23 protein-coding genes and 1 riboswitch are annotated in these 24,020 nt (G+C 68.5%); of the genes, 7 read left to right on the forward strand and 16 right to left on the reverse strand.

Annotated features, from left to right (window positions below; all coding sequences use genetic code 11):
• The first annotated feature begins 71 nt into the window (after nt 1–71).
• Both AOM05_RS10370 and AOM05_RS10375 read left to right on the forward strand, forming a co-directional pair.
• Nucleotides 72–977 (forward strand): ribokinase, encoded by a 906-nt coding sequence (locus AOM05_RS10370; RefSeq protein ID WP_062521936.1) that lies wholly within the window; start codon nt 72–74, stop codon nt 975–977.
• On the forward strand, nt 974–1,366 hold the full coding sequence (locus AOM05_RS10375) for an RbsD/FucU domain-containing protein (RefSeq protein WP_062521938.1): 393 nt from the start codon (nt 974–976) through the stop codon (nt 1,364–1,366). The genes AOM05_RS10370 and AOM05_RS10375 overlap by 4 nt, the downstream gene beginning before the upstream one ends.
• Nucleotides 1,367–1,373: 7 nt before the next feature.
• Here AOM05_RS10375 and AOM05_RS10380 read toward each other — a convergent pair whose 3' ends face one another.
• The 9 genes from AOM05_RS10380 to AOM05_RS10420 form a co-directional block, all read right to left on the reverse strand.
• Nucleotides 1,374–2,375, reverse strand: coding sequence for a sugar-binding transcriptional regulator (locus AOM05_RS10380; protein ID WP_228373264.1), 1,002 nt, complete (start codon nt 2,373–2,375; stop codon nt 1,374–1,376).
• Nucleotides 2,376–2,471: 96 nt separating this feature from the next.
• A complete protein-coding gene (locus AOM05_RS10385) occupies nt 2,472–3,413 on the reverse strand; it encodes a transketolase family protein (RefSeq protein WP_062521942.1) in 942 nt (313 codons plus the stop codon).
• The gene (locus AOM05_RS10390) at nt 3,410–4,327 is read right to left on the reverse strand and encodes a transketolase (protein WP_082097450.1); all 918 of its coding nucleotides are present in this window, start codon (nt 4,325–4,327) and stop codon (nt 3,410–3,412) included. The genes AOM05_RS10385 and AOM05_RS10390 overlap by 4 nt, the downstream gene beginning before the upstream one ends.
• A 1-nt stretch (nt 4,328) precedes the next feature.
• On the reverse strand, nt 4,329–5,318 hold the full coding sequence (locus AOM05_RS10395) for a sugar phosphate isomerase/epimerase family protein (RefSeq protein WP_062521944.1): 990 nt from the start codon (nt 5,316–5,318) through the stop codon (nt 4,329–4,331).
• 61 nt (nt 5,319–5,379) lie between these two features.
• Nucleotides 5,380–6,783 (reverse strand): FGGY family carbohydrate kinase, encoded by a 1,404-nt coding sequence (locus AOM05_RS10400; protein WP_062521946.1) that lies wholly within the window; start codon nt 6,781–6,783, stop codon nt 5,380–5,382.
• A gap of 271 nt (nt 6,784–7,054) precedes the next feature.
• Nucleotides 7,055–7,972: a carbohydrate ABC transporter permease gene (locus AOM05_RS10405; RefSeq protein ID WP_228373265.1), complete on the reverse strand. Its 918-nt coding sequence runs from the start codon at nt 7,970–7,972 to the stop codon at nt 7,055–7,057.
• Entirely contained in the window at nt 7,969–8,769 is an 801-nt protein-coding gene (locus AOM05_RS10410) for a carbohydrate ABC transporter permease (protein WP_082097451.1), read from the reverse strand. The genes AOM05_RS10405 and AOM05_RS10410 overlap by 4 nt, the downstream gene beginning before the upstream one ends.
• A gap of 207 nt (nt 8,770–8,976) precedes the next feature.
• A complete protein-coding gene (locus tag AOM05_RS10415; RefSeq protein ID WP_228373266.1) occupies nt 8,977–10,278 on the reverse strand; it encodes an ABC transporter substrate-binding protein in 1,302 nt (433 codons plus the stop codon).
• A gap of 89 nt (nt 10,279–10,367) precedes the next feature.
• Complete coding sequence (locus tag AOM05_RS10420; RefSeq protein ID WP_062521949.1) at nt 10,368–11,411, reverse strand: nucleoside hydrolase; 1,044 nt, start codon at nt 11,409–11,411, stop codon at nt 10,368–10,370.
• 473 nt (nt 11,412–11,884) lie between these two features.
• On the opposite strand from AOM05_RS10420, the gene AOM05_RS10425 reads away from it, so the two are divergent.
• A complete protein-coding gene (locus tag AOM05_RS10425) occupies nt 11,885–12,892 on the forward strand; it encodes a LacI family DNA-binding transcriptional regulator (RefSeq protein WP_169746749.1) in 1,008 nt (335 codons plus the stop codon).
• 37 nt (nt 12,893–12,929) lie between these two features.
• On the opposite strand, the gene AOM05_RS10430 is transcribed toward AOM05_RS10425, so the two are convergent.
• Nucleotides 12,930–13,316, reverse strand: a complete 387-nt coding sequence (locus tag AOM05_RS10430) for a winged helix-turn-helix transcriptional regulator (RefSeq protein ID WP_062521953.1) — start codon at nt 13,314–13,316, stop codon at nt 12,930–12,932.
• 96 nt (nt 13,317–13,412) lie between these two features.
• On the opposite strand from AOM05_RS10430, the gene AOM05_RS10435 reads away from it, so the two are divergent.
• From AOM05_RS10435 to AOM05_RS10445, 3 genes are all read left to right on the forward strand, one after another.
• Nucleotides 13,413–14,177: an SDR family NAD(P)-dependent oxidoreductase gene (locus AOM05_RS10435; RefSeq protein ID WP_062521955.1), complete on the forward strand. Its 765-nt coding sequence runs from the start codon at nt 13,413–13,415 to the stop codon at nt 14,175–14,177.
• A gap of 19 nt (nt 14,178–14,196) precedes the next feature.
• A complete protein-coding gene (locus AOM05_RS10440) occupies nt 14,197–15,543 on the forward strand; it encodes an FAD-dependent oxidoreductase (RefSeq protein WP_228373267.1) in 1,347 nt (448 codons plus the stop codon).
• A gap of 77 nt (nt 15,544–15,620) precedes the next feature.
• A complete protein-coding gene (locus tag AOM05_RS10445) occupies nt 15,621–16,244 on the forward strand; it encodes a superoxide dismutase (protein ID WP_062521959.1) in 624 nt (207 codons plus the stop codon).
• 180 nt (nt 16,245–16,424) lie between these two features.
• Here the strand turns inward: AOM05_RS10445 and AOM05_RS10450 are convergent, their stop codons facing one another.
• The 4 genes from AOM05_RS10450 to AOM05_RS10465 form a co-directional block, all read right to left on the reverse strand.
• On the reverse strand, nt 16,425–17,117 hold the full coding sequence (locus AOM05_RS10450) for an ABC transporter ATP-binding protein (RefSeq protein ID WP_062521961.1): 693 nt from the start codon (nt 17,115–17,117) through the stop codon (nt 16,425–16,427).
• A 164-nt stretch (nt 17,118–17,281) separates the two neighbouring features.
• Nucleotides 17,282–18,190, reverse strand: a complete 909-nt coding sequence (locus tag AOM05_RS10455) for an ABC transporter substrate-binding protein (RefSeq protein ID WP_228373268.1) — start codon at nt 18,188–18,190, stop codon at nt 17,282–17,284.
• 132 nt (nt 18,191–18,322) lie between these two features.
• Nucleotides 18,323–19,084 (reverse strand): ABC transporter permease, encoded by a 762-nt coding sequence (locus AOM05_RS10460; RefSeq protein ID WP_062521965.1) that lies wholly within the window; start codon nt 19,082–19,084, stop codon nt 18,323–18,325.
• Entirely contained in the window at nt 19,081–19,374 is a 294-nt protein-coding gene (locus AOM05_RS10465) for a thiamine-binding protein (protein WP_062521967.1), read from the reverse strand. The genes AOM05_RS10460 and AOM05_RS10465 overlap by 4 nt, the downstream gene beginning before the upstream one ends.
• Before the next feature lie 109 nt (nt 19,375–19,483).
• Nucleotides 19,484–19,599: riboswitch (TPP riboswitch) on the reverse strand.
• A gap of 480 nt (nt 19,600–20,079) precedes the next feature.
• Between AOM05_RS10465 and AOM05_RS10470 the strand changes: the two genes are divergently transcribed.
• Nucleotides 20,080–21,687 (forward strand): DUF1593 domain-containing protein, encoded by a 1,608-nt coding sequence (locus AOM05_RS10470; RefSeq protein WP_082097454.1) that lies wholly within the window; start codon nt 20,080–20,082, stop codon nt 21,685–21,687.
• A gap of 83 nt (nt 21,688–21,770) precedes the next feature.
• Here the strand turns inward: AOM05_RS10470 and AOM05_RS10475 are convergent, their stop codons facing one another.
• Together AOM05_RS10475 and AOM05_RS10480 are read right to left on the reverse strand one after the other, a co-directional pair.
• Nucleotides 21,771–22,904 (reverse strand): serine hydrolase domain-containing protein, encoded by a 1,134-nt coding sequence (locus AOM05_RS10475; RefSeq protein ID WP_062521970.1) that lies wholly within the window; start codon nt 22,902–22,904, stop codon nt 21,771–21,773.
• A 2-nt stretch (nt 22,905–22,906) separates the two neighbouring features.
• On the reverse strand, nt 22,907–23,944 hold the full coding sequence (locus AOM05_RS10480; RefSeq protein ID WP_062521973.1) for a nucleoside hydrolase: 1,038 nt from the start codon (nt 23,942–23,944) through the stop codon (nt 22,907–22,909).
• Between the last annotated feature and the right edge of the window lie 76 nt (nt 23,945–24,020).

The following is a 24,020-nucleotide window of genomic DNA, read 5'->3' on the forward strand; positions in this document are numbered from 1 at the left end:
GTTTGAATGCGGTTGTGGTTACACTATTGACGCGGGGCCGGAACTGTCAACCGTCAACGAGGACGAGTCGCATGAATGATGTAGTGGTGGTGGGGTCGATCAACCTCGACCTGATCGCGACGGTGGCACGCCACCCCTCCCCCGGAGAGACGCTTCTCGCATTGGGAGCGAGCGAATCGCCTGGTGGCAAGGGGGCCAACCAGGCCGTCGCCGCGGCGCGGCGCGGCGCCTCCACGGTGATGGTCGGCGCGGTCGGCTCGGACGGCGCCTCGACCACCGCCGTGGCCACCCTCGCGGAGGCGGGCGTCGATATCTCCCGTGTGGCGCATCGTCCCGGCCCGACGGGCCTCGCCATCATCACGGTGGCCCGCGACGGTGAGAACACGATCGTCGTGGTGCCTGGCGCGAACGCGACGGTGAACGATGCGCAGGTTCAGTCGGCGGCCGACGCGATCGCGGGCAGCAGTGTCGCCGTGGTCCAGGCCGAGCTGCCGATCGCCACGGTCGAGCACGCGATCGCCCTGGCCGGTGCCCACGGGACCCGGGTGGTCCTCAACGCCGCGCCGGCCACCGCCTTCGCGCTCGCGTCGCTGCGTCGCGCGGATCCGCTGGTGGTCAACGAGCATGAGGCCGGCATCGTGCTCGGCGCCGCGATGGGCGCACCGCCTCCGCCCGATCCGCTGGACACGGCGCTCGCGTTGCGCGCGCTGGGCGTGCCGTCCGTGGTGGTGACGCTCGGAAGCGAGGGCTGCCTCGGGGTCGATGAGTCCGGCCCGTGGACCGTGCCGGCGCGGCCGGTCGCGGCCGTCGACACCACCGGCGCGGGCGACGCCTTCGTGGGCGCGCTCGCCGCCGCGCTCGCGCGTGGCACCACGCTGCGGGACGCCGCCACCGAGGCCACCCGCGTCGCCGCGTACTCCGTCCAGCACCCCGGCGCACAGCCGTCCTACCCCACCACCGACAAGGAGCTCCCATGAAGCGAGGCGGCATCATCAACGCACCCCTGGCCGGCGCGATCGCCCGGCTCGGGCACACCGACACCATCGTGGTCGCGGACGCGGGTCTGCCGATCCCGCCCGGCGTGCCGGTGGTGGACCTCGCCGTGGTCTACGGCCAACCGACGTTCACGAGCGTTCTCGACGCGCTGCTCGCGGACGCGGTGTTCGAGCACGCGTGGGTGTCGCGCCAGGCCGACGATTGGCCGTGCGGGGGCTGGGTCGACTCGCGCCTGGGCTTCGCCGCCGAGCGCGTCGACCACCCCGACCTCAAGGCGATGGTCGCCAACTGCAGGCTCGCGATCCGGACCGGCGAGGATACCGCGTACTCGAACGTGATCCTGCGGTGCGGGGTGCCGTTCGCGGTGTGATGATGCGCTATGAGGCCGCCGGCCCTTCCGCCTCGACGAGCAGACGCGCGGTCGCGACATCGGTGATCAGCACATTGATCCATCCACCGACGAGCGCACCGCGGATCGCGGCCGCCTTGCGAATGCCACCCGCGACTCCTACGCGACGGGGGATGCCGCGAAGGACCTCGGGCGACACTCCGATCACGCGGTCGTCGAAGTCTGTCTGAACCGCTTCGCCGTTCTCGTCGAAGTAACGCAGGCAGACATCGCCGACTGCGCCACTGCGCCGCAGCGCCGCCTGATCCTCGTCCGAGATCGCGTTGCCCGAGCTCCGCAGCAGCGGCGACGGCTCGGTCGCGCCGATCCCCACCAACGCCATCGTGAGTTGAGGCCATCGCGAGGCGACCGACAGCACTGAGACATCTGACATGAGCGACTCCCTCGCCGCCGCCGAGCCGAGCAGCCCGGGTGCGGGCAGGAAGATCGGCTCCGCGCCGGTCGCTGACGCCAGCCGCGTCAGGAGCCGGGTGGCCTCGACCTGCACCTGCGACTCTCCGACGCCGCCCACCAACTGGATCACGGTGTCAGCCACGCGCACGTTGGACGGCCGGAGCGCATCGACGGCGGACAACAGCGACGAGCTCCAGGAGGAGATGCCGACGCTCTCGCCGCCGATCAGCGTGGTCTCGAGGTAGGTCGCCGCCGCCGACCCCAACGCCCGGCCGCCGTCGTCGCCGCCGGGATCGACCACCACAGCCTCCGACAGGCCGTAGGTCCTCTCGAGCGCGCGCTCCAGCTCGGTGAACACGCCCGCAGGCTCCGACACCGTGGTACGCACCACTCCGACCTCGAGTGCACGCTTGAGCAGGCGCGACACTCGGGGTTGCGAGACGTGGAGATGATCCGCGATCTCCGCCTGGCGCATGCCCTGCTCGTGGTACATCCGTGCGACGCGCACCATGAGCCGCATGTGCTCGTCAGGCCCGACATACCGGCGTCCGGGCGTGTACGTCTCGTCTGCGCGCACCACAGTCCTCCCATAGGAATCGGTGGCGACAGTCTATTCACGGCGCGCGAAGTCCGGGAGCGCGGCGCGACCGCGCCCCCGGATCATGCAAGCCTCCTATGCGAGGATCTCCAATGCTGCGCTCACGATCCCCTCGGCGCTGATGCCGAAGTGATCGAGAAGCCATCCCACCTCGCCCGTGGGGGCGAAGCCGGTCACGCCGACGAAGCGCATGGGCACAGGCGTATGCCGGACCACCAGCTCCGCCACCGCACCGCCGAGGCCGCTGGTGAGCGCCTCCTCGACCGTGACGATGCCCTTCGTCTCCGCCGCGGCGGCGAGGATCGCGTCCTGGTCGAGAGGCGAGATCGTCGGCATGTTGAGGACACGGGCGTCTACACCCCGCTCGGCCAGCCGGTCCGCTGCCTCAAGCGCACGCGACACGACGGTGCCGGTCGCGATCAGGGTGACGTCCGAGCCCTCGCGAAGGGTCACGGCCTTGCCCGGGGCAAACTCGTAGCCCTCCGGGTTGACGTCCGGCACGCCCATGCGCGACACACGGATGAACACCGGACCGTCATGCCGAGCTGCCCAACGGACCGCCTGACGCGTCTCCTCCGGGTCGGCCGGCACCACGACAGTGAGGTTCGGGATGGTGCGCAGCCAGGCGAGGTCCTCGATCGAGTGGTGCGTCGGGCCCAGCTCCCCGTAGGCCATGCCGGGGCTCTGCCCCACCAGCACCATGTGGTGCTCGGAGTAGGCCGCATCGACCTTGATCTGCTCCATCGCGCGAGCGGTGAGGAAGCAGGAGGCCGCCGAGACGAATGGCACCTTGCCGCCGTTCGCGAGACCGGCGCCCACGCCCACCATGTCCTGCTCGGCGATGCCGACGTTGATGAGGCGCTCGGGGAACTCGGACTGGAACGGACCCAGCTTCGACGAACCGACGGAGTCGTTGACCACGGCGACGATGCGGTCGTCCTCCTGGCCCAGCTCGACCAGCGCCTCGACCCAGGCGTCGCGGCAGTCGTGCAGCTTCTTCTCAGCGGTGGCGGTCATGACTGCTCCAGCTCGGTAAGGGCCGCCTCGACCTGCTCCTCGGAGGGCACCTTGTGGTGCCAGGCGACGTTGTCGGACATGAACGAGATCGGGTGACCCTTCATGGTGTGCGCCACGATCGCGGTGGGCTTCCCCGACGCGGCCGGGACGTTGGCGAACGCATCGCGGAGAGCGCCATGATCGTGACCCTCGAGCTCGACCACCTCCATGCCGAACGCGCGCAGCTTGTCCGGCAGCGGCTCGAGGTCGTTCGTGTCGGCCACGCGGGCACCCTGCTGGAGCCGGTTGCGGTCCACGATCACGCACAAGTTCGCGAGACCATGGTTTCCGGCGGTCATGAGAGCCTCCCAGTTGGAGCCCTCCTGCATCTCACCGTCGCCGGTCACCACGAAGGTGCGCCGCGCGGAGCCGTCGAGCTTGCCCGCGAGCGCAGTGCCGACCGCGATCGGGAGGCCGTGGCCCAGCGGGCCGGTGCTCGCCTCGACGGCAGCGATCTTGGTACGCGCCGGGTGGCCGTTGAGCTGCGACATCGGCTGCATGAACGTGCTGAGGTCCTCAGGGTCGATGAACCCGGCGGCCGCCAGGGTCGTGTACAACGCCGCTGCGGCGTGCCCCTTGGACAGGATGAACCGGTCGCGGTCAGGGTCGCCCAGCAGCTCGGGGCCCATGTTGAGGGAGTCCAGGTACAGCGTCACCAGGATGTCGATCACGGAGAACTCGCCTCCGATGTGGCCGAGGCCGGCCGCGCGCACCATGCGGATGTCGCGGCCGCGCACGGCGCGGGCGGCGTCGCGCAGGTGCGCGATGGCCTCCTCGCGCGTCGCGCCCTCGGGGACGCGACCGATCACCTCGAAGGTCTCCTGGGGCACGTCCTCAGGGTGGACCTCGGGGACGAGGTCTTCGCTCACTGTCATCTCACTCGCTCCTCAAGCAGCTGAACAGGACGTCCTGGACCAGCTTCTGCGCGCCGATCGCGTCCTGACGGGACTGGGCCTCGCGCAGCGCGTCGATGTCGAGCTCGTCGAGCGCACGGTGCAGGCCCTTGAGGAACCGGATGGAGAGGTTGGCGGCCTCGACGGTGTCCTCACGGAAGGGGAACTGGTCGAGCTGCCACACGCCCTCCCAGTTGTTGATCTTCAGGGTGTAGAAGAACTCGAACACCTCGACGGGGTGTACGGTGCCGACCACCATGTCGTCGTCCCACCCGCGCAGGTTGTCGTTGACGTCCATGGCCCACAGCAGGCCGTGATCGATGAGCAGCTGCGCGGCGGCCGACGGCGATTCGCCACCGAACAGCGCGTGGCCGAAGTCGAGCAGCACGCCCACGTTGTCGACGCCCATGGCCTGGATGCCCAGCGCGGTCTTAGCCGCCGAGTCCCAGAACATCTTGTTGCGGGGTTCGCGCGGCTTGTACTCGATCACGATCTTGATGTCGGGGTTCGCCTGCGCGAGCTCGCGCATGCCGTCGACGGCGAGGCGCCACTGCTGGCCGTGGTCCACCTGGAACGGGTAGTCCCAGCCGTCCTGGCCGGGCCACACCTTGAGGTAGTTGGCGCCGAGCGCACGCACCACGTCCGCCGCCTCGTGCAGGAACGCGATCGCGTCCGCACGCACCTGCGGGTCAGGGTTGGTGAAGGCGCCCTTGCCGTACTTGCGCATGTAGATCTCGGGGGTGACACCGATGCACTCGAGGCCGTTCTTGGCGAGCGCGTCCTTGACCTGCTCGACAGTCACACCCTCGGTGAAGGGGTAGGGCACGTCCACCACGGAGAGGTCCTCGACCTCGCCCGCGCGGTCGATCTGCTCCAGCGTGGTGAGGGGCTCCTTGTAGCCGTCGGTCGCGTACCGGTCGAGGTAGCTGGCAAAGTGCCAGAGCCCGGCTCCGAAGCGAGGAAGTTCAGACATTTTTATTCACCTTCGATTCTTCTTGCAATCAGTATAGGACTACTACGCCGTCCTTGGCGAGTCAGCCCCGGGACTTCTCGAGCGCGCTTCTCCATCTGGACCGAGACACCGTGCGCTCATCGGCGGCGGCTCGCGAGGAATGGACCCGGGACGCAGGCACGGGGGCGAGCTGCACTCCGACCCGACCGAAGGCGGCGCTCGCCACGCCGCGCAGCGCGACATCCGCGTCGCCCACGACGACGACATCGCACCCCAGTGCATCCGCCTGTGCCTGCATGAGGAGCGCCGAAGCCGTCGCGCCTCCGTCCGCGCGCAGCGCGCCGGCGGGCATCCCCATCGCCTCGACGACATCCGTCACCTGGTGCGCGACGGCGTCGAAGGCGGCGCGCGCGAGAGCGGCGGGCCCGGAAGCCGCGCCGAGGCCCACGATCACGCCGGTCGCCGAGGGATCCCAATGGGGGGCGCCGAGCCCCCCGAAGGCAGGTACCAGGCAAACGCCGCCGGCGTCCTCCACCGTCGCGGCGAGCTCGCCGAGCGCCGCGGCGCTCGGCGCGCCGACCATGCGCGCGGCCCAGTCGAGGGCGGCGCCGGAGTATCGGATGTTGCCCTCGAGCGCATACACCGGCTCACCGTCGACCCACGCCAGGGTGGTCGCGAGCCCGGGGGCGTCGCGACGGTCCGCACCGGTGCCCTGCATCACCGACGACCCGGTGCCGAAAGTGGCCTTCACCAATCCGGGAGCGCCGCCGCCATGCCCCCGCAGTGCGGCGTGCGAGTCTGCCATCACCGCGAGGATCGGGAGACCCGAGGGCAGTCCCTCGCACGCGGTGCCTCCGAACGGCCCAGTCGAGGGGACGATGCGCGGCAGGGCTTCTCTTGGCACGCCGAACAAGGCGAGGAGATCGGGATCCCAGTCCAGGGTCTCCAGGCTCATCAGCAACGTACGGGACGCATTCCCCGCCTCGACGACGTGATCGCCGCCGCCGGTGAGCTTCCAGATCAGCCACGAGTCGACGGTGCCGACGACTGCGCCGCGAGGTGCGCCCTCAAGCAGCCACGCCATCTTGGGGGCCGAGAACATCGGATCGAGCGGCAGTCCGGTGCGCTCCCGGACCAACGCCGCGTGCCCCTCTAGCGCACGGCACCTCTGCGCGGTGCGCGTGTCCTGCCAGCTGAGCACCGGCCCGGCAGGAACGCCTGTGCCGGGCTCCCATGCCACGACGGACTCGCGCTGGTTGCTGATCGCGACGCCGATGACGTCCGCGGCGTCTACCTGGGCGAACACCCGCGCGAGCACGTCGAGCGAGGCCTCCCAGAGCTCATCGGCGTCCTGCTCGGTCCACCCAGGCGCGGCGTGCATGATCGACACGGGCCGGCTCGCGGTCGCCAGGACCGCGCCGCGCTCGTCGATCGCGACCGCCTTGGCGTTCGTGGTGCCTTCGTCGAGGGCTAGGACGATGCTCATCAGGCCGCCTCTGCGCGCACCCGCGAGCGCAGCGCCGCGTCGCGCGCACACGGCGCAGGGGACCGGGTCATCATTGACGGTTGCATGGAAATTCACTCCGGAATAGAGAAGAACTAGTGCAAGTGAATCGTGTCGACGCGAGCCTGTCAACTAAGGGTTGCGCGGCCCGGCGGACGGGTGCGCCGCCCGGTCGGGCGCCGGACGTGCGAATGGCCGGGTCCCGTCGCCGGGATGTCCGTGCGACGCCGGGACCCGGCCATACCGAGCATCGTCAGCCCTTGACGGCTCCCGCGAGCGCCCCCGAGACGAAGTACCGCTGGAACAGGAGGTAGACGATGAGCACCGGCACCGCCGACATGAACACGAAGGCGTTCAGCGGCCCGTAGTCCGTGGCGAACTGGGTTGAGAACGACTGCACCGCGAGCGGGATGGTCCAGTTGTCCTGCGACTGGAGCAGCGTGGTCGCCATCGCATACTCGTTCCAGGTCGCGACGAAGTCGAGGATGAACAGCGCTGCGAGCGCGGGCTTCGCGAGCGGAAGGATCAGCTGCCAGAACACGCGGAAGGTCGAGGCGCCGTCGATACGCGCGGACTCCTCGATCTCGTCCGGCACTGCCCGCATGAAGCCGTACAGCACGAAGACTTGATACGGAATGCCGAACGCCAGGTAGGGCAGCATCAGGCCCCACACGTTGTCGAGCAGGTCCAGGTTCACCATCGTCGAGAACAGCGGCCCCAGGCCGATCTGGATGGGAACCATCGAACCGACGGCGATCACGCCCAGCGCCACGCGGTTGAACTTGAACCTGATGCGTGCGATGGCATAGGCGCAGGCCGCCGCGAGCAGCAGGCCGAGCGGAACCTTGACGAGCGAGATGAGGAGGCTGTTGCCCCCGGTGGTCCACAGGTTGCCCGTCTCGATGGCGTCGGCATAGTTCGACCACACCCAGTCCTGGGGCAGCGACCAGGCCGAGGTCTGCGAGATCTCCGCCTTCGACTTCAACGACGTGACGAACATGATGTAGAACGGGATCGCCCAGAGCGCACCGGTGACCATGAGGGACACCCATAGCCCGATCTTCACGTAGTCGGGACGACCGTTCGTCTGTGTGAAGGTGCGCTCGCGCTTGGGCTTCACCCTCGCGTCACCCGCAGGGGTGGACTGAGGCATCGTGACGGCGGCGCTCACTTGTCCTCTCCTCTCATGGTCCACAGCATGTACGGCACCACGAGGGCGAGCGATACGAGCAGCAGGACCGTCGCCACGGCACCACCCTGCCCGAAGCTGTGGTTGGTGAACGATTGCGTGTACGACCACAAGGCCAGGACCTGAGTCGATTGCGCAGGCCCGCCACCTGTCATGCCGACGATGAGGTCGAAGACCTTGAGCGAGTTGATCATGGTCAGGATGACCACGACGATGAAGGTGGGACGCAACGCGGGGATGGTGACGTTGCGGAACACCTGCCAGGCGTTGGCACCATCGATCTTCGCGGCCTCGACCAGCTCCTGAGGAACGTTCTGGAGTCCGGCGAGCAGCAGCACCATGGAGAAGCCGACGGCCTGCCACACGGATGCCACGAAGACCGAGTACAGAGCGATCTTGGGATCCCCGAGCCAGGTGCGCGTCCACTCCTCCAGCCCGACCGCCTCGAGCAGCTGGTTCACCATTCCCAGAGTCGGGTTGTAGAGCCAACGCCACATCGCCGCCACGGTGATCGAAGCGAACACCGCGGGCAGATAGAACACCGACCGCAACAGGTTGCGACCGAGCATCTTCCTGTTGAGGCCGAGCGCCAACAGGAGGGCCAGCATCATTGGCACCAGCAGCGAGAGCACCACCCAGATGACCGAGTTGCCGAACGCCTTCCAGAAGACCGGGTCCGAGGTGAACATCCGGACGTAGTTGTCGATGCCGACGAACGCGGGTTCATCGGTCTTGAAACCCGACCAGGTGAAGAACGACAGCCGAACGGCGTCGAGCATGGGGTAGAGGAGGAAGTACCCGTAGAGGCCTACGGCTGGGATCAGGTAGGGCAGCGCACGAAGGAAGGGGGATCGCCTGCGGCGGACCGGGCGTGCGCTTCGGCTCGGCGTCGGCGCGCCCGAGCGAGGGGGGGATTGTGTGGTCACGATGTCTCCTGGCGGCTTCCGTGGCGGGCGCGAGGCCCGCCACGGAAGCCGAGGTGGTTACTACTGGTTGGCCTCGCGGAAGGACTGGAACTCCGCGCCCGCGTCAGCGGGGTCGATGTCGCCCAGCAGGACCGCGTTCTGGATGCGCCAGTACTCCGTCGTCACCGCGGTCGAGAAGTTCTGGTCGTTGTTGGTGTAGATCCCCGTCGCAGCGTTGAAGATCTCGATCCAGGTCGGCGCGAGCGCCGATGCGTCGGAACGGTCGACCTCCTTGTTGACCGACAGCGCGGCCCAGGCGTTGCCTGCGAGGTCCTGACCCTCGACAGAGGTGGCGTAATCGAGGAACAGCGCTGCGGCGTCGGGGTTCTCGGCCTGCTCGGTGATGTAGAAGCCCTCACCGAAGCCGTAGAGGCGGCCCGTGTCCGTGGGGAAGGTGAAGATGCCGACGTTCTCGACGTCCATCCCGTTGTCGACGATGTTGCCCTCGAACCAGGTGCCTTCGAACGCCATCGCCGCATCGCCCGAGTAGAACAGCTGCGACGAGTCGTCGTTGGAGAGGGCCATGAAGCCCTCGTTCATGTAGTTGTCGCCCCAGCTCTTGAACTCGGTGAACGCGTCGGTGACACATGCCTCGGTGCCCCAGTCGCCGTCGCCCTTGTTGAGTTCGTCGGCGACATCGGCGCCGCACTTGGTCTCGATGAGCGCGTCCAGCAGTCGCATCACGTGCCAGTTGACGGTGCCACCGAACTGGATCGGCGTGATACCCGCGGCCTTGAGAGCCTCTGCAGCCTCGACAAGCCCCTCGTAGGTGGTCGGCAGCTCGGTGATGCCGGCCTCTTCGAACAGCGCCTTGTTGTAGTAGAGCGCCTCACCCTGCTGCGTCCACGGGATGCCGTGGAACCCACCGTACTGGGTGACACCGGCGAGGGCGGCCGGCGTGAAGCGGTCCTCCCACCCGTACTGCTCGTAGTAGTCGGTGAGGTCGCGGCTCATGCCGACGTCGACGAGCTCTCCACCCAGGCCCGAGCCCTCCCAGTACCAGTAGATGTCCGGCACAGCAGACGTGCCCGCCGCCTGACGCAGGGCCGTCTTGAGCTCATCGACGGAGCGCGTCTCGAGGTTGATCGTCACGTCGGGGTAGGTCGCGTTGAAGCCCTCGACGATCGCCTCCCACGCGGTGGACTGGCTGTCCTCCTGCGTCGGCATCCAGATCTTCACCTCGCCGGTCGGCGCGCCGCCGGTCGATCCGCCGGCGGTCGAGTCCGGCGTCGCATCATCGCTGGATCCGCCGCTGCACGCGGTGAGCAGGGCCAGCGCACCGGCGGCGAGGAACGCCCCGGCGGTCTTCTTCTTGTTCAGCACCTTTGCCTCCTTGAGAAGTGGGGCGTGCGCCCCGCCCTTGCGGGCATCTTGTGGTGCGACGAGCTCCTCCTCGCCGCGGTCCCACGAATTCAGACGGCTCCCTGCCATCGCTCGAACTCGTGAAGCTTGATGAAGAAGTCCTCGAACATGAGTCGAGTGTCGACGCGGGTGTAGACCCGCATCGGCCGCGCTCCGGCGACCGGACGGTAGGCCCCGTCCGACGTCAAAGCCGGCGTGGGCTTGAGCACGTAGTCGCTGGACGACGGGTCGGCCTCGAAGAGAGACTGCAGCGCCGTGAGCAGCACCAGCGGTGAGTCGCCGAGCGCGTAGGTCTCCGCGGGCCCGCGGCCCTCCTGCGTCGCGCGGTCGATGACGAGGCGCACCTCGTCGTACAGGTAAGCGCCCAGCGGGCCCTGGTCGCGCACACGCATGCGCAGCTCCGCGTCGGAGACGAGGCACTGGCGGTAGATGTCGCGAGGCACCTGCCAGATGTGGAGCTCCGAGCCTCCGAACACCACCTCGCCTGCAGTGACGTCGATGAGGAGGTTGTACTCGATCGGCATGCCGTCCGGCGGCGGGTACGCGAGCCCGTCGTGCTCCGACCCACCGATCCAGACGACGGTGAGCCGATCGGCGATCGCAGGCTCCATGAGGTACGCGGACGCCAGATCGGTGAGCCCGCCTCCCACCGCCACGAAGAGCGGCGTGTCGACGTCGTCGCGCATCGCCTCGGCGATGATGCGGCGCGCCGCGTCGGAGTCGCGCGGCTCGTCGACGCTCGTGAGGCCGGTCGACGCGCCCTGCACGATCACCTCGGTCGACTCGAGGCCCATGCGACGGAACACGTCCTCGGCGACTGCGAACGCGTTTGCGGCGGTGTCCGGCCCGGCGTCGAACGGGTCGCCCTCTCGGAGGTGCGAGGCGATCACCGCGACGATCTCGACGCTCGGGGAGAGAACGTGATGCACCAGCTGGTACAGGTCATCCGGGTCGCCGGAGAAGTCGTTGTCGATGATCACACGAGCTCGCGGCGCCGCGTGCGATCCCTCGCCACGCCACGGCGTCTGGCCTAGGCGCCACCGGCGCGCCTGGGTGCGGTGACCGGCGTCGCCGGGCCTCGGAACGGTCGTCATCGTTGACTCCTGCATTTTCAGTCGCTATCGAATGCAGAAGGGCCCGTACCGCGACGCGCGTGGTCTGCAAATGGATCACCGAAGGTAGCCGATGGTGGCCACCCCGCGATGAGTTATCGATAACCTAAAGCGCATCGCGCCAGGCGTCAACCGCGAGATCGCCCGGGCTGTCGCCGCGCCTGGCCGGTGCCGGCACACCGAACATCACACGTCGACATCAACGGGCCTCCTGGCACGCCGTGCCGAGGACGTACCCCCGTTGAAGCATCGCACCTGCTAGATACACAGCGGAGAGGCCTGCCGGACTAGCTCCGCCTGCGACCGCCGCGCACCGCGCCGCCCCGGCCTGCTCACCCGCGGGGCGCAGGGCGGTCCCTATGATGGGGGCCAACGTCACACAATCGTTATGTTGCAGCGCCGCAGAGATGGGTGGTTGACCGATGGCCAGGACGCGCGGGTCCGCACGACCGAGCATGGTCGACGTCGGCCGCCTCGCGGACGTGTCTGCGCAGACCGTCTCCCGGTACTTCACGGGAACGGGGTACGTCAGCGATGCGACACGGCAACGGATCGCGGCGGCCATCGACGAGCTCGGTTACGTGCCCAACCTCGCGGCCCGCAACCTGCGAGCGGACCGGACAGACACCGTCGGAGTGCTTTCGATGGGCGCGCTCAATTACGGCAGCTCGGGAGTCCTCACCGGGCTCGCTCTGGCCGCACGCGCCGCCGACGTCACTGTGATGATCACGCAGCTCGACCTCGATTTCGACTCGCCTGCCGACTGGGAACGCGAGGCGAAGCGCGCGCTCACCCGCTTCCTCGCGGCGAAGGTCGACGGGGTCGTGCTTTCGACCCCCGTCCCCGGAGTCGAGACCCTGCTCGCGGGCTGGGACACCCGTGTGCCCACCATCACCGTCTCCGAGTTGCCGCTGGCGCTCGAGGGTTCGGCCGGTACGCACTCACACTCGGCTGGCCTGATCGGGACACGCCATCTGATCGAACTTGGCCACCGCCGAATCATCCATGTCGCCGGCCCTGCGTCGCGGAATGAGGCGCGCGAGCGCGAGCGCGGATATCGCGACGCCATGGCAGCAGCCGGGCTGGAGCCCCAGGTGGTCGCACTCGCATCAGACTGGACCTCCGCGTCGGGCGCGCGTGCCGGGACAGCCGTGGCCCTCGACAGCTTCACGGCGATCTTCGCGGCGAACGACGAGATCGCGCTAGGCGCGATGAGCGCGCTCGAGGCGCGTGGGCTGCGCGCACCGTCGGACTACTCCATCGTCGGCGTGGACGACATGCCCACCGCAGAGTTCTTCTCGCCACCGCTCACCACGATGCGATTGGACTTCAAGGAATTGGGGCGAGCCACCTTCACCATGCTTCGGCAGCAGATCCTTACCGGTCGACCGGCGCAACACGTGACGATCGAGCCCGAACTGGTCGTCCGCGCCTCCACCGCGCGACCGCCGCACGTCGCCTGACGGGGCCCCGCCGCCGTCGCGCGACGCGCCGCACGCCTCAGTTCTCCGGGACGCCGGAGACCAGTTGGTCGTGCAGGGCCGAGAGCGGAACGGGGTTGCCGTCGGCATCCGTCGGCGCCCCCGCCCACACCCGCAACGCGACCATCGCCGGGCCGAGGCCCTCCCCGTTCGCCGTCAGACGGTAGGTGACCGTGATCGCAGGTCCGGGATCAACATCGCGCGCGACGAGTCCCGCATCCTGCAACTCGGCGAGACGCTGGCTCAAGACCCGGTTCGACAGCTCCGGCAGCGCATCGCGCAGCTCGCTGAACCGTGCGGGGCGTTGGAGCAGAAGATCGACGATCAGGCCCGTCCACCGCTTGCCGAACAGGCGGAACACCTGCTCCGTGTAGTGGCACGCGTGCAAGGGATCGAACTGACTCACGCCTCCACCATACCTCTTGCACAACTGGGTAACAATATGTAACTTGGTTGTATCAGTCGCAGCCCTGCGACATCGCAACCTGAGAGAGGCACCACCATGACCACAGCGCACCACACCCCCTCGGACGACACCCTCGATGGCAAGATCATCGTCGTTCCCGGAGGCACCGGAAACGTTGGAGAAGGCATCGTCCGCGCCTTCCTGAGCGCGGGCGCGACGGTCGTGGTCCCGTCGCGCCACCAGGCGCGTTTGGACCAGTTGACCGCGCTGATGGCACCGCAGCTGCGGGATCGCCTCGTGGGGATCGCGGGCGAGTACGGCACCCTTGCGGAGGCGAACGCGCTCGGCGACCGCATCGTCGCCCGGCACGGCGCAATCGACCACGTGGTCGCCGCCGTCGGCGGCTGGTGGGCCGGGAAGGCTCTCTGGCAGATCACGGCGAACGATTGGGACAAGGTCTTCTCCGCCACCGCGCTCACCCACACCGCACTCGCCCACGCGCTGGTGCCACGCCTGGCGACCGACGGCAGCTACACCATCATCACCGGCTTCTCGGCGCACACGCCGTACCCGGGCGCCGGCATCGTGAGCATGCAGGGAGCCGCACTGCTGATGATGCGCAAGGTGCTCACGGCGGAGCTCGACCGGGCCCGGCGCGTCAACGCGCTCGTGCTCGGCCCCATCATCAACCGCAGCCGACCCCAGGGCAGGCACGACTGGCTGACGGCCGACCAGGTCGGACTCGCAAGCGTCCATGTCGCCAGTGATGCCTCCATCGACGGACAGGACGTCGCGCTGGAGACCACCACCGATCTCGACGCCTTCCTCACAGCGCCCGTGGCGCTCGCCGCTGATGCATGACCTGCATAGGCACGCCGAAGTGAATACCGCGGAGCGACCTCGCGTCGCCATCGTGGGCGCCGGCCCTGCCGGTACGTACGCGGCCGACCTGCTGCTACGGGATGACCCGCTGGTGGAGGTCGACCTCTACGAGCGCTTCCCGGCTCCGTTCGGGTTGGTGCGATACGGCGTCGCCCCGGATCACCCTCGGATCAAGCGCATCACGTCGACACTGCACGCAGTCATGGACAACCCCCGGATCCGCCTACGAGGGAATGTAGAGGTGGGTCGTGACGTCCACGTCGCCGACCTGCTTCACGCGTACGCGGCGGTCGTCATCGCCACCGGGGCGGACAAGGACCTCGATCTCGGCATCCCTGGGGAGGGCCTCGCCGACTCGCACGGCGCCTCGAGCTTCGTCGCGTGGTACGACGGACATCCGGACACCGAGGTCGACTGGGACCTCAGCGCACGAGCGACAGCGGTCATCGGCGCGGGCAACGTGGCGCTCGATGTGGCGCGCGTGCTCGCACGGCCCATCGACGACATGCGTACCACGGACATCCCGCGCCACGTGGAGGAAGCGCTTGAGGCGAGCTGCGTGCGCGACGTGCACCTGTTCGCGCGGCGTGGTCCTGCGGATGCGCGGTTCTCTCCGAACGAGCTCCGTGAACTCGGCGAGGTGACCGACGTAGACCTCGTGGTCGACCCGCGCGACCTTGTGCTCGACGACCATGGCGAGCGCATGATCCGCCAGTTCGCCCAGCGTCGCATCATCGTCGAGACGCTCCGGGAATGGGCCGACCGCGCCCCCGCCATACCGACGGCCGCCCGGCGCGTGCACCTCCACTTCCACCAGAGACCGGTCCGCCTGGTGGGCACCACCTCCGTTCAAGCGATCGACGTCGAGCGCACACGGCCCACCGAACTGGGACGGGTCGAGGGCACCGGCGAGATCACGCGTTACCCGGTCCAAGCTGTCTACCGTGCGATCGGCTACCGGTCCACGCCGGTGCCCGGGGTACCGTTCGACCAGGAACGTCATACGATCCCCCATGTCCGCGGTCGCGTGAGCGACCATGCCGGCGGAGGAACGGTGCCTCGCCTGTACACGACCGGCTGGATCAAGCGGGGGCCGATCGGGCTGATCGGCTCGACGAAGTCCGACGCGGCGGAGACGGTCTCCGCGCTCCTGTCCGATTGCCGTGACTCTGCGGGCGCATGGATGGACCCGAGAAGCGGGATGGACCACATCCCCGGGGCAACCATCGCCGACTGGGAAGGCTGGCTGCGCCTCGACGCAGCGGAACAGGCGGGTGGCGCGCGCCGAGGACGAGAGCGCACCAAGGTCGCTGACTGGACGGGGATGCTCTCGCTCACCACGTGACACCACCGCGAACGTGGCACAAGCCGGCCGCTCCTCGCCGTCAGACCCCAGTTCAAGAAACAAGAAAGGAACTCCTCATGCCCACCTACACGCTCCCCGATCTGCCATACGACTACGCCGCGCTCGCACCGCACATCTCGCCTCGGGTGATGGAGCTTCACCACTCGAAGCACCACCAGGCATACGTGAACGGCGCGAACACCGCTCTCGAGCAGCTCGCGGCGGCGCGCGAGGCAGGAGATTTCACCTCCGTCAACAAGCTTGAGAAGGACCTTGCGTTCAACCTCGGCGGCCACGTCAACCACAGCGTGTTCTGGAACAACCTGTCGCCGGAGGGCGGCGACCGGCCGGTCGGCGAACTCGCGGCGGCGCTCGACGACGCGTTCGGCTCGTTCGACGCCTTCCGAGCCCACTTCACGGCGACCGCTCTCGGCGTTCAGGGCTCGGGCTGGGCCGTGCTTGCGTGGGACGGCCTGGGCGCGAAGCCCGTCATCTTCCAGCTCTTCGACCAGCAGGGGAACGCGCCTCTCGGCGTCACGCCCCTGCTGCAGCTCGACGTGTGGGAGCACGCGTACTACCTCGACTACGCGAACGTGCGGGCGGACTACGTTGAGGCGTTCTGGAACATCGCCAACTGGGCCGATGTCTCACAGCGCTTCGATCAGGCCTTGCGCAACACGCGCGGCCCGCTGGCCTCCTAGCGGGCGACGGCGCCCGCAGTGCCTGACCACCGGCATCGCGGGCGCCGTCCAAGGCGTGCGGAGTCTTCGTTCATAAATGCGGGCGTCGCCGCACCCCACGATGCGCTTCCTTGTCGCGCGACTTCCCAAACGTCCCGCATCCCGTCGACGACGTCGAGCGCGATATCGCCCTGGCCGCCGTCAACTGTCCAACGCATCAAGAATGGCCTCGCGATCGAATGGTGTGCCGCCCCCGCGCGACCGGATATCCGCAATCACGCGACCGGGACGGCCCGACATCACCACGACCCTGTCTGCGAGCGCCATGGCCTCGTCTACGTCGTGCGTGACGAGCACGACCGACCGACCCGCCGACGAGGACCCGGTCGGTGTCCCCTCACCGGCAACGCCGTGTCCCGCGAGGTCGAGCGATGCGAGCCACCGGTTCATACGCCTGCGGGTCAACGGATCGAGGGCGCCGAAGGGCTCATCCAGAAGGAGCACGGGCCGTTCCGTCATGCAGGTGCGCAGCAACGCCACGCGCTGACGCATCCCGCCGGACAGCTCGTGAGGCCATGCACGTTCGAATCCCGCCAACCCGAACTCCTGAAAAAGCCGCCGAGCGCGTGGGAGGGCCGTCTCGCGTGGGATTCCAGCAACGATCGCGCCGACCATCGCATTGGACAACGCACGTCTCCACGGCAACAGCCCATCGCGCTGTGGCATCCACGCGGTCGCGCGCCGACCGTCCGACCCGACAGGCACGTCGATCGACCCGCTGACCGCGACGCGCGGGCCAAGCAACCCTCCGATCGCGCGCAGGAGAGTGGACTTGCCGCAGCCGGACGGGCCCAGGATGGCGACGAACGACCCGCGAGCGACGTCGAGGGACACGTCGTCAAGTGCGCGAACAGATGATGTGCGACCGCTCGGGAAGGCCACTCCGAGACTGCGCGCCCTGACCCACGGCGTGCCGCCGGGCTCCCGCGAGTACGCAGCAGGCGCGAGCGCCGCGTCGCCTGCTGGCGACCGGGACGCAACCCCGCCCCCGCGTGAGCTCACGACTTCCCCGGCAAGAAGGCGTTGGTCCATGCTTCCTCGATGCGGGGGTCGCCCGCGAGAATCTCGGCATCCGCGAGCCACTCCGCGAACCGCGTCCACGTCTCAGAGTCCTGCGTCCCCCATGCACCCGGCGAGGCGGCGTACCGCGTCGCGAGCCACGTAGCGCTCTCGCGTACGAGCGTCGGGTCGAGTTCCGGTGCGGCGGCCAGCAGCGATTCGGCGGCCGCAGCGGGGTCAGACATCGCCGCTGCATAGCCCTGAGCCGTCGTCTCGACGAACGCTCGGACGGTTGCAGGGTTCTCCGAGATGATGTCCGCGCTAGTCGCCAAGAGCGGCGTGTACCAGTTGGGGATGCACGCGAACCAGTCACGGAACGCAAGCGTGGAGACGTCGAGGCCATCCACATCCTTGAGCCGGATGGTGTCCCAGGCGTCGAACACCCACGCGGCGTCGAACTGGTCCTCGCTCAGGCCTATGCGGAAGTCATCGCTCACGAGCGGCGTGTGTTCGACCCGTGTCGGGTCGCCGCCATCGCACTCGACAAGGCTCGAGATGATCGCGGTCTCGAGCGGTGATCCATAGGACCCGTAGCGCTTCCCTTCAAGGTCGCGGGGGCGTGTGATCCCGTCATCGGCGAGTGCGAGCAAAGACGAGGTGTTCTCCTCGATCACTGCCGCGACGGACACCACGTCGGCTCCCGCCGCACGCGCAGGCAAGAGCCCCTCGGCGACTGAGTACGCGAAGGTTGCCTGACCGGCCGCCACGAGCTGCAGACCGGAGGTCTCGCCCGGCTCGATCACCGTCACGTCGAGCCCGGCGTCCTCATACCAACCGCGTTCGAGCGCGAGGTAGAGGCCCGAGTGATTGGTGTTCGGGGTCCAGTCGAGGACCACGGTGACCGGCACGAGCGGCTGCGACGATGTGGACGCGACCGGCGTGGTCGCGGCGCACGCGGTGAGGCTCACTGATGCGACGACCGCAGCAGCGGTGAGGACGCGATGATGCATGATTTCTCCTCGTGGGATGGGGGTGTGTGACTACAGGCGGACTGACGACGTCGCCCAGGGCGTGGCGACCCTCTGCAGCGCGGAGATCGCGAGGACCAAACTGCCGGCGAGGATCGCGATGAGGGCGATCCCCACAAACATCTGGTCAACCGCGTACGCCGTCCGGGAACGTTGAATGAAGACCCCGAGTCCGGACTCTCCTGCGAGGTACTCCGACACCACAGCCGCGCCCACGGCGTAGGTGCCCGCGATGCGGAGCCCCGCGAGCGCGCTCGGGAGCGATGCGGGTAGCCGCACCAGGGTCAATTGATGGAGTCGGGAGCCACCCAAGCCCGCGACAGTGTCTGCGTGTTCTGCATCGACGCCGCGAATCGCGGCCGAGGTGGAGATGAGCACCGGAAAGAACACGGTGAGTGCAACGAGGATCACCTTCGAGGTCAGCCCGAAGCCGACCCACAGAATGGTGAGCGGCGCCAGGACCACGGTCGGCACGGTCTGACTCAGGACGACGATGGGCTGGGCCACCTGCGCCGTGACGGGCACCGACGTGGTGACGAACGCGAGGACCCAGCCCACCACACCGCCAAGCGCCAGGCCCAACACCGCCTCTGTCGCGGTCGTGGCGACGTGAGCACCCAGGCTGTCCGCGTGGGCCATGGCGGTCGCCACGACGCGAGTCGGCGAGGGCAACAGGAACGGGGGCAGGTCGCCGAAGCGAACAGCGGCGTCCCAAGCGGCAACGATCAACACCACGGTGGCGCCACCCACCACGACCCGGCGCGTCCGGCTCACGGCCGGTGCTTGCGAACGAGCTCCTCGATCGACGGGCCGCTATCATTCACCGATTCCGACACTTTGATGATCGAGAGGCAACGCGCGGCCCCGGCCGCCATGGTCGCCTCGTGAACTCGCCGGAGCAGTGCCCACACCGCGTCGGGTGCACCCTCGATGGTCGTGCCCATGGCGCCCACTTCGAACGTCATGCCGGATGAGGCGATGACCTCTATCGCTGCGTCCACATAGGCATATCGCTCGTCGTCGGTTCCGATGGGATTCGGCAGGACTTGAATCTCGGCGATCATGGTGTCTCCTCGGGTACAGACCCGAGCATCAGCGCATGGTCGGCGCGCCATATTCGCGCGCGCCACGTCACGGGTCCCGCGTGAGCGCGCATCACGAATGACCCGCGCGACACCGCACCCGCAACACGTCCTTACGCTGGCATTACCCAGGTCAAGTTCTCGGGTCGACGTCGCATCACAGACGTCCTCTCAGCTCGGCTGACCCGAGCTCCCCGCGTTGGCTATCGCACCATAGCGCACGCGAGCCGCGCTGCGCATGTTCGCGGTGCTCAGAGCTGTGGCGCAGCCGTGCTCACATGGGACAGCGTCGGCACCAAGGTGACCATCTCCCGCGCTTCGACCGGCAGGGGAACGCCGTTCCGCGGCAAGTTGTGCTGCAGCCCGCGTGCGGGCGCATGCGTACTGCCCGGACGATGCGCACGGGCTTGCGGATGACACGGAGGCACTCCAGATCATCGGTACCGGGGGCGACGTGTCGCAGACCTCCGACCCGGTCCGCGCCGGCGCGACCGTCGCGCCAGCGTCCTCACCGACGACGCTGCCCACCAGCCCGGATCACCGGCATCGCAGGCCCAGCGCGTGTCGCGAAGCATATTTATGCATATTTGCATAGGACGTTGCACCCAGCATGGCGCTTCCTTATTGTCGTGATTGCCCAGTCGGAGCCCATCGAGCGGCTCGACCGAACTTGTGCAAAGGAGCGCAATGAACGGCATCATCCCTGCCCACGTCGGCAGCACATTCTCACAGCGCACGTCGTCGACAAAGCGCGCGACGTCTCTGGTCGCCATGGCCTGCGCCGTGGCGACGGCGGCCTGCCTCGCGCCAGCTGCCGCTGCCGCGCCAGTTGAGGTGGCGAGCGCACCGGCACACTCACCGAAGCCCTTCGTCAACGAGGGCAAGCCCCGCACCATCATCACCACGGACGGCGAGATCGACGATCTTGAGTCGTTCGTACGAGCGCTCTACTACGCGAACGAGGTCTCGCTCGAGGGCATCGTGCTGAGCAGCTCGAAGTTCCACTGGAAGGGCAACGGCGACGATGTCCCGTGGTTCAACTGGACCGATGAGCAGTGGGTGTTCGACTACATCGACGCATATGCCGAGGAGTACCCGAACCTCATCAAGCACGCCAAGGGCTACCCGAGCCCGGAGACCCTGCGCTCCCTCGTCAAGGTGGGCAACATCGAGAACGTCGGCGAGATGGAGAAGGTGACCGAAGGCTCGGAGCTCATCAAGGAGGCGATTCTCAAGGATGACCCGGACAGGCTCTTCATCCAGGTGTGGGGCGGACCGAACACGACGGCGCGCGCCCTCAAGTCGATCGAGGAGGAGTACGCAGGAACCCCGGGTTGGCCCGCGATCCAGGCGGAGATCTCCCGCAAGGTTGTGCTCTACAACATCCTCGATCAGGACCCGACGCTCGGCTCGTACATCCGGCCCAACTGGCCGGACATCAAGGTCATCGACAACCTGACCCAATTCGAGTCGCTCGCATACTCATGGCGGCGCGCGGGCGTGCCTGCGGACCAGGCGGCCTACCTCAAGGGCAGCTTCATCGGTCCGAACATCATCACCGACCACGGTCCACTTGCGTCGAAGTACATCGGATTCGGCGACGGCAAGACGCTGAACATGGGACGGCCCGCCGAGAACTTCGTCGCCGACCCCACGTGGATGTCCTTCTACGAGGGGATCTTCGGCGGACCGATCGACACCTACGACTTCGTCTCGGAAGGCGACTCTCCGTCTTTCATGGCGCTGTTCGACTTCAACGGCCTACGCAGCAGCGAGGACCCGTCCTGGGGCGGCTGGGGCGGCCGTTTCGAGGCCACCTCGACCGGCTGGGCAGACGCGCCCGACACCGATATGGCCACCGGAGAGCTGGACGCCAACCTCGCGCAGACGCGCTGGATCAGCGCATTCCAGCGCGACTTCGCGGCGCGGGCCGACTGGGGCTCGACTCCCCGGTACGAGGACGCGAACCACCTGCCTCTCACCAAGGTCGCATCCGGTCTCGACCTCTCGCGGAAGGCTGGCGCCACCGTCGTGCTGAGTGCGGTCGGCAAGGACCCCGACGGTGATCGGCTCACCTATCGGTGGTGGCAGTACCTGGATGCCGGAACCTACGAGGGCACGGTGCCGATCAGCGGCGCCGACACCACGCAGGCCAAGTTGCGGGTGCCCATCGATGCGCAGCCAGGGGACACCATCCACATCATCCTGGAGGTGACCGACGATGGCTCGCCCGCTCTGACGACGTACGAGCGTGTGGTGCTCACCGTGAGCGGCTCGAAGGGCAAGCACCGCTAGTCGGACCGGCGCCGAGGGAGGCATGTCCTCCCGCTTTCCTCCCTCGGCGCCGACCCTTCACCCGGCGAACGCACGGACACCACTCACAGGTCCATGGCCCCCAGGTCTCGGGCGATGCGGATCGCGCGGGCGTCGCCGCCGCCGGGCCACGCGCCGCGGGCGATGGTGAAGCCGAACGCGATGCGCGTCTCCGGGTCGACGCAGCCGACCGCGCCGGCGGCGCCGTCGTGGCCGAAGCTGCGCACGCCGCCCCAGCCGAGCTGCGCGCTCTGCTTCTGGAACACGATGCCGTGCGCCCGGTCCGCCTGGCCGAGCACCACGTCGGTGCCGCGCACCTGCTGCTCGCCCACGCGCGCGACGGTGTCCTCGGTGAGCAGCGGCTCGGCGCCGTCGATCCCGGTGACGCAGCCGGCGAACAGGGACGCGATCCCGCGCGCGGACACGGAGGCGGAGACGCCCGGGTGGCCGAACCGCCACGAGCGCTCGTCGTTCGCGGCGTCGACCTCGGCTCCCGGCCGCACCGCGCCGAACACGAGCGCGCCCATCGGGTTGAACGGCGACTCCTCCGCGGCGGCTCCCTCGGGCGGCACCATCGGAAGCGTCGCGACGCGGCGGTGGTCGAGCTCCGGCGGAAGCCCCAGGTAGAAGTCGACCCCCAGGACGGAGCGGACGTCCTGCTCGTAGACCTCGTGGAGCGTCCGGCCGGTCGCGCGGAAGATCAGCTCCGACGCGAGGTTGCCGATGGTGATGCCGTGGTACCCGAACGAGCTCCCGGGCCGCCACAGGGGCCACGCGGCCGCGAGCGCGTCAGCCGCGGCGTGGTGGTCGAGCAGCTGGTCCCAGCTCAGCGCAGGCGTGGTCTCCGCGAGCCCCGCCTGGTGGGACAGGAGCTGGCGGACGGTGACGCGGTCCTTGCCTCGCACACCGAACTCCGGCCAGTAATCGGCGACGAGCGCGTCAAGGTCGAGCGCTCCACGCTGCACCAGCAGCGCCACGGTCATCCCGATGGAGTTCTTCGACACCGAGAAGGGCGTCATCAGGGAGTCGGCACCCAGGTGCGAGCCGCCCTGCGCGTCGAGGATGAGACGGCCGTCCTTGTATGCCGCGATCTGGAAGGACAGGTCGTCGTCGGCCGCGAGGTAGCCCTCGAGGCGGTCGACCACCTCCTCCAGCCGCGGGTCGGCGTAGCCCTTGAGTGCGTGCGTCAGCGTCTCCATCGTCACTGTCCTTCCTGCCAGGTTGCCAGCTCCGCGAGCTTCGCACGGAGGTCGTCGAGGGTGAGGCGGTTGTCCACCGCGGTGTAGACGCGCATGGGCCGCCCGTCCGGGCGGTCCGCGTAGAGCCCCTCCGCATCGATGCGGGGGGTGGGCCGCGTCTCGTAGCAACTCGAGGCCGGATCCGGCTCGAACGCGGTCTGGAGCGCGGTGAGGAGCACCAGCGGCTGGTCGCCGATCACGTACGTCTCGCCCGCATTCATGCCGAACGCGGCGAGCATGCGGCCCACCTCGAGCAGCTCGTCGTAGAGGTACGCACCCACGGGCCCGAGCGGCTTGATGCCGGTGCGCAGCTCCGCGAAGCTCACGATCGCCTGGCGGTACGCGGGGCGCGGCACCTGCCAGATCGGGATCGCGGAGTCGCCGAACACGGCCTGCGCGGCGGGGATGTCGATGGTGAGGTTGTACTCGGCCGCCGGCACGCCGGGAGCGATGATCCCGAGCCCGGGGTGCTCCGAGCCGCCGATCCACACGAGCGTCATGCGCTCCGCGATCGCCGGCTCGATGAGCAGCGCCGAGGCGAGGTCGGTGAGGCCGCCGCCGGCCGCGTAGTAGAGGGGTCGCCGGTCGTCGCGCAGCGCCTCGGCGATGATCGCGCGGGCGGCGGGGGTGTCGCGAGGCGTCGCGGGGTCCGCGAGCGCGGCCTCCGCGCCGGCGACGATGCGGCCGTCGCCGTCGATCCCCATGCGGGCCAGGACGTCGCGCACCACGAGCGCGCCGTTCGCAGCCTGGCGGTCGCTGGGGTCCCACGGCTCGCCCTCGTGGAGGTGCGAGGAGACGATGAGCGGGATCTCGACGCTGGGCGAGAGCAGGTGGTGGACCAGCTGGAACAGGTCATCCGGGTCGCCCATGAAGTCGTTGTCGATGATCACGCGGGTGCGCGGGTTGCGTTCGACCTCGGTGAGCCAGGGGATCTCGCCGATCCGCCACCGGCGCTCGGGAGCGATCCCGTGGTCGGCATCGGGGGTGGGCAAGCGCGTCATCGTCGACTCCTGCATATTGATTCAAATAAGCATGTAGAGTGCTTCGTGCCAGTGAACCGTGCCGGGCGCGCGGTGT

The sequence above is a fragment of the Demequina silvatica genome, from assembly GCF_000971215.1.
Taxonomy (GTDB): domain Bacteria; phylum Actinomycetota; class Actinomycetes; order Actinomycetales; family Demequinaceae; genus Demequina; species Demequina silvatica.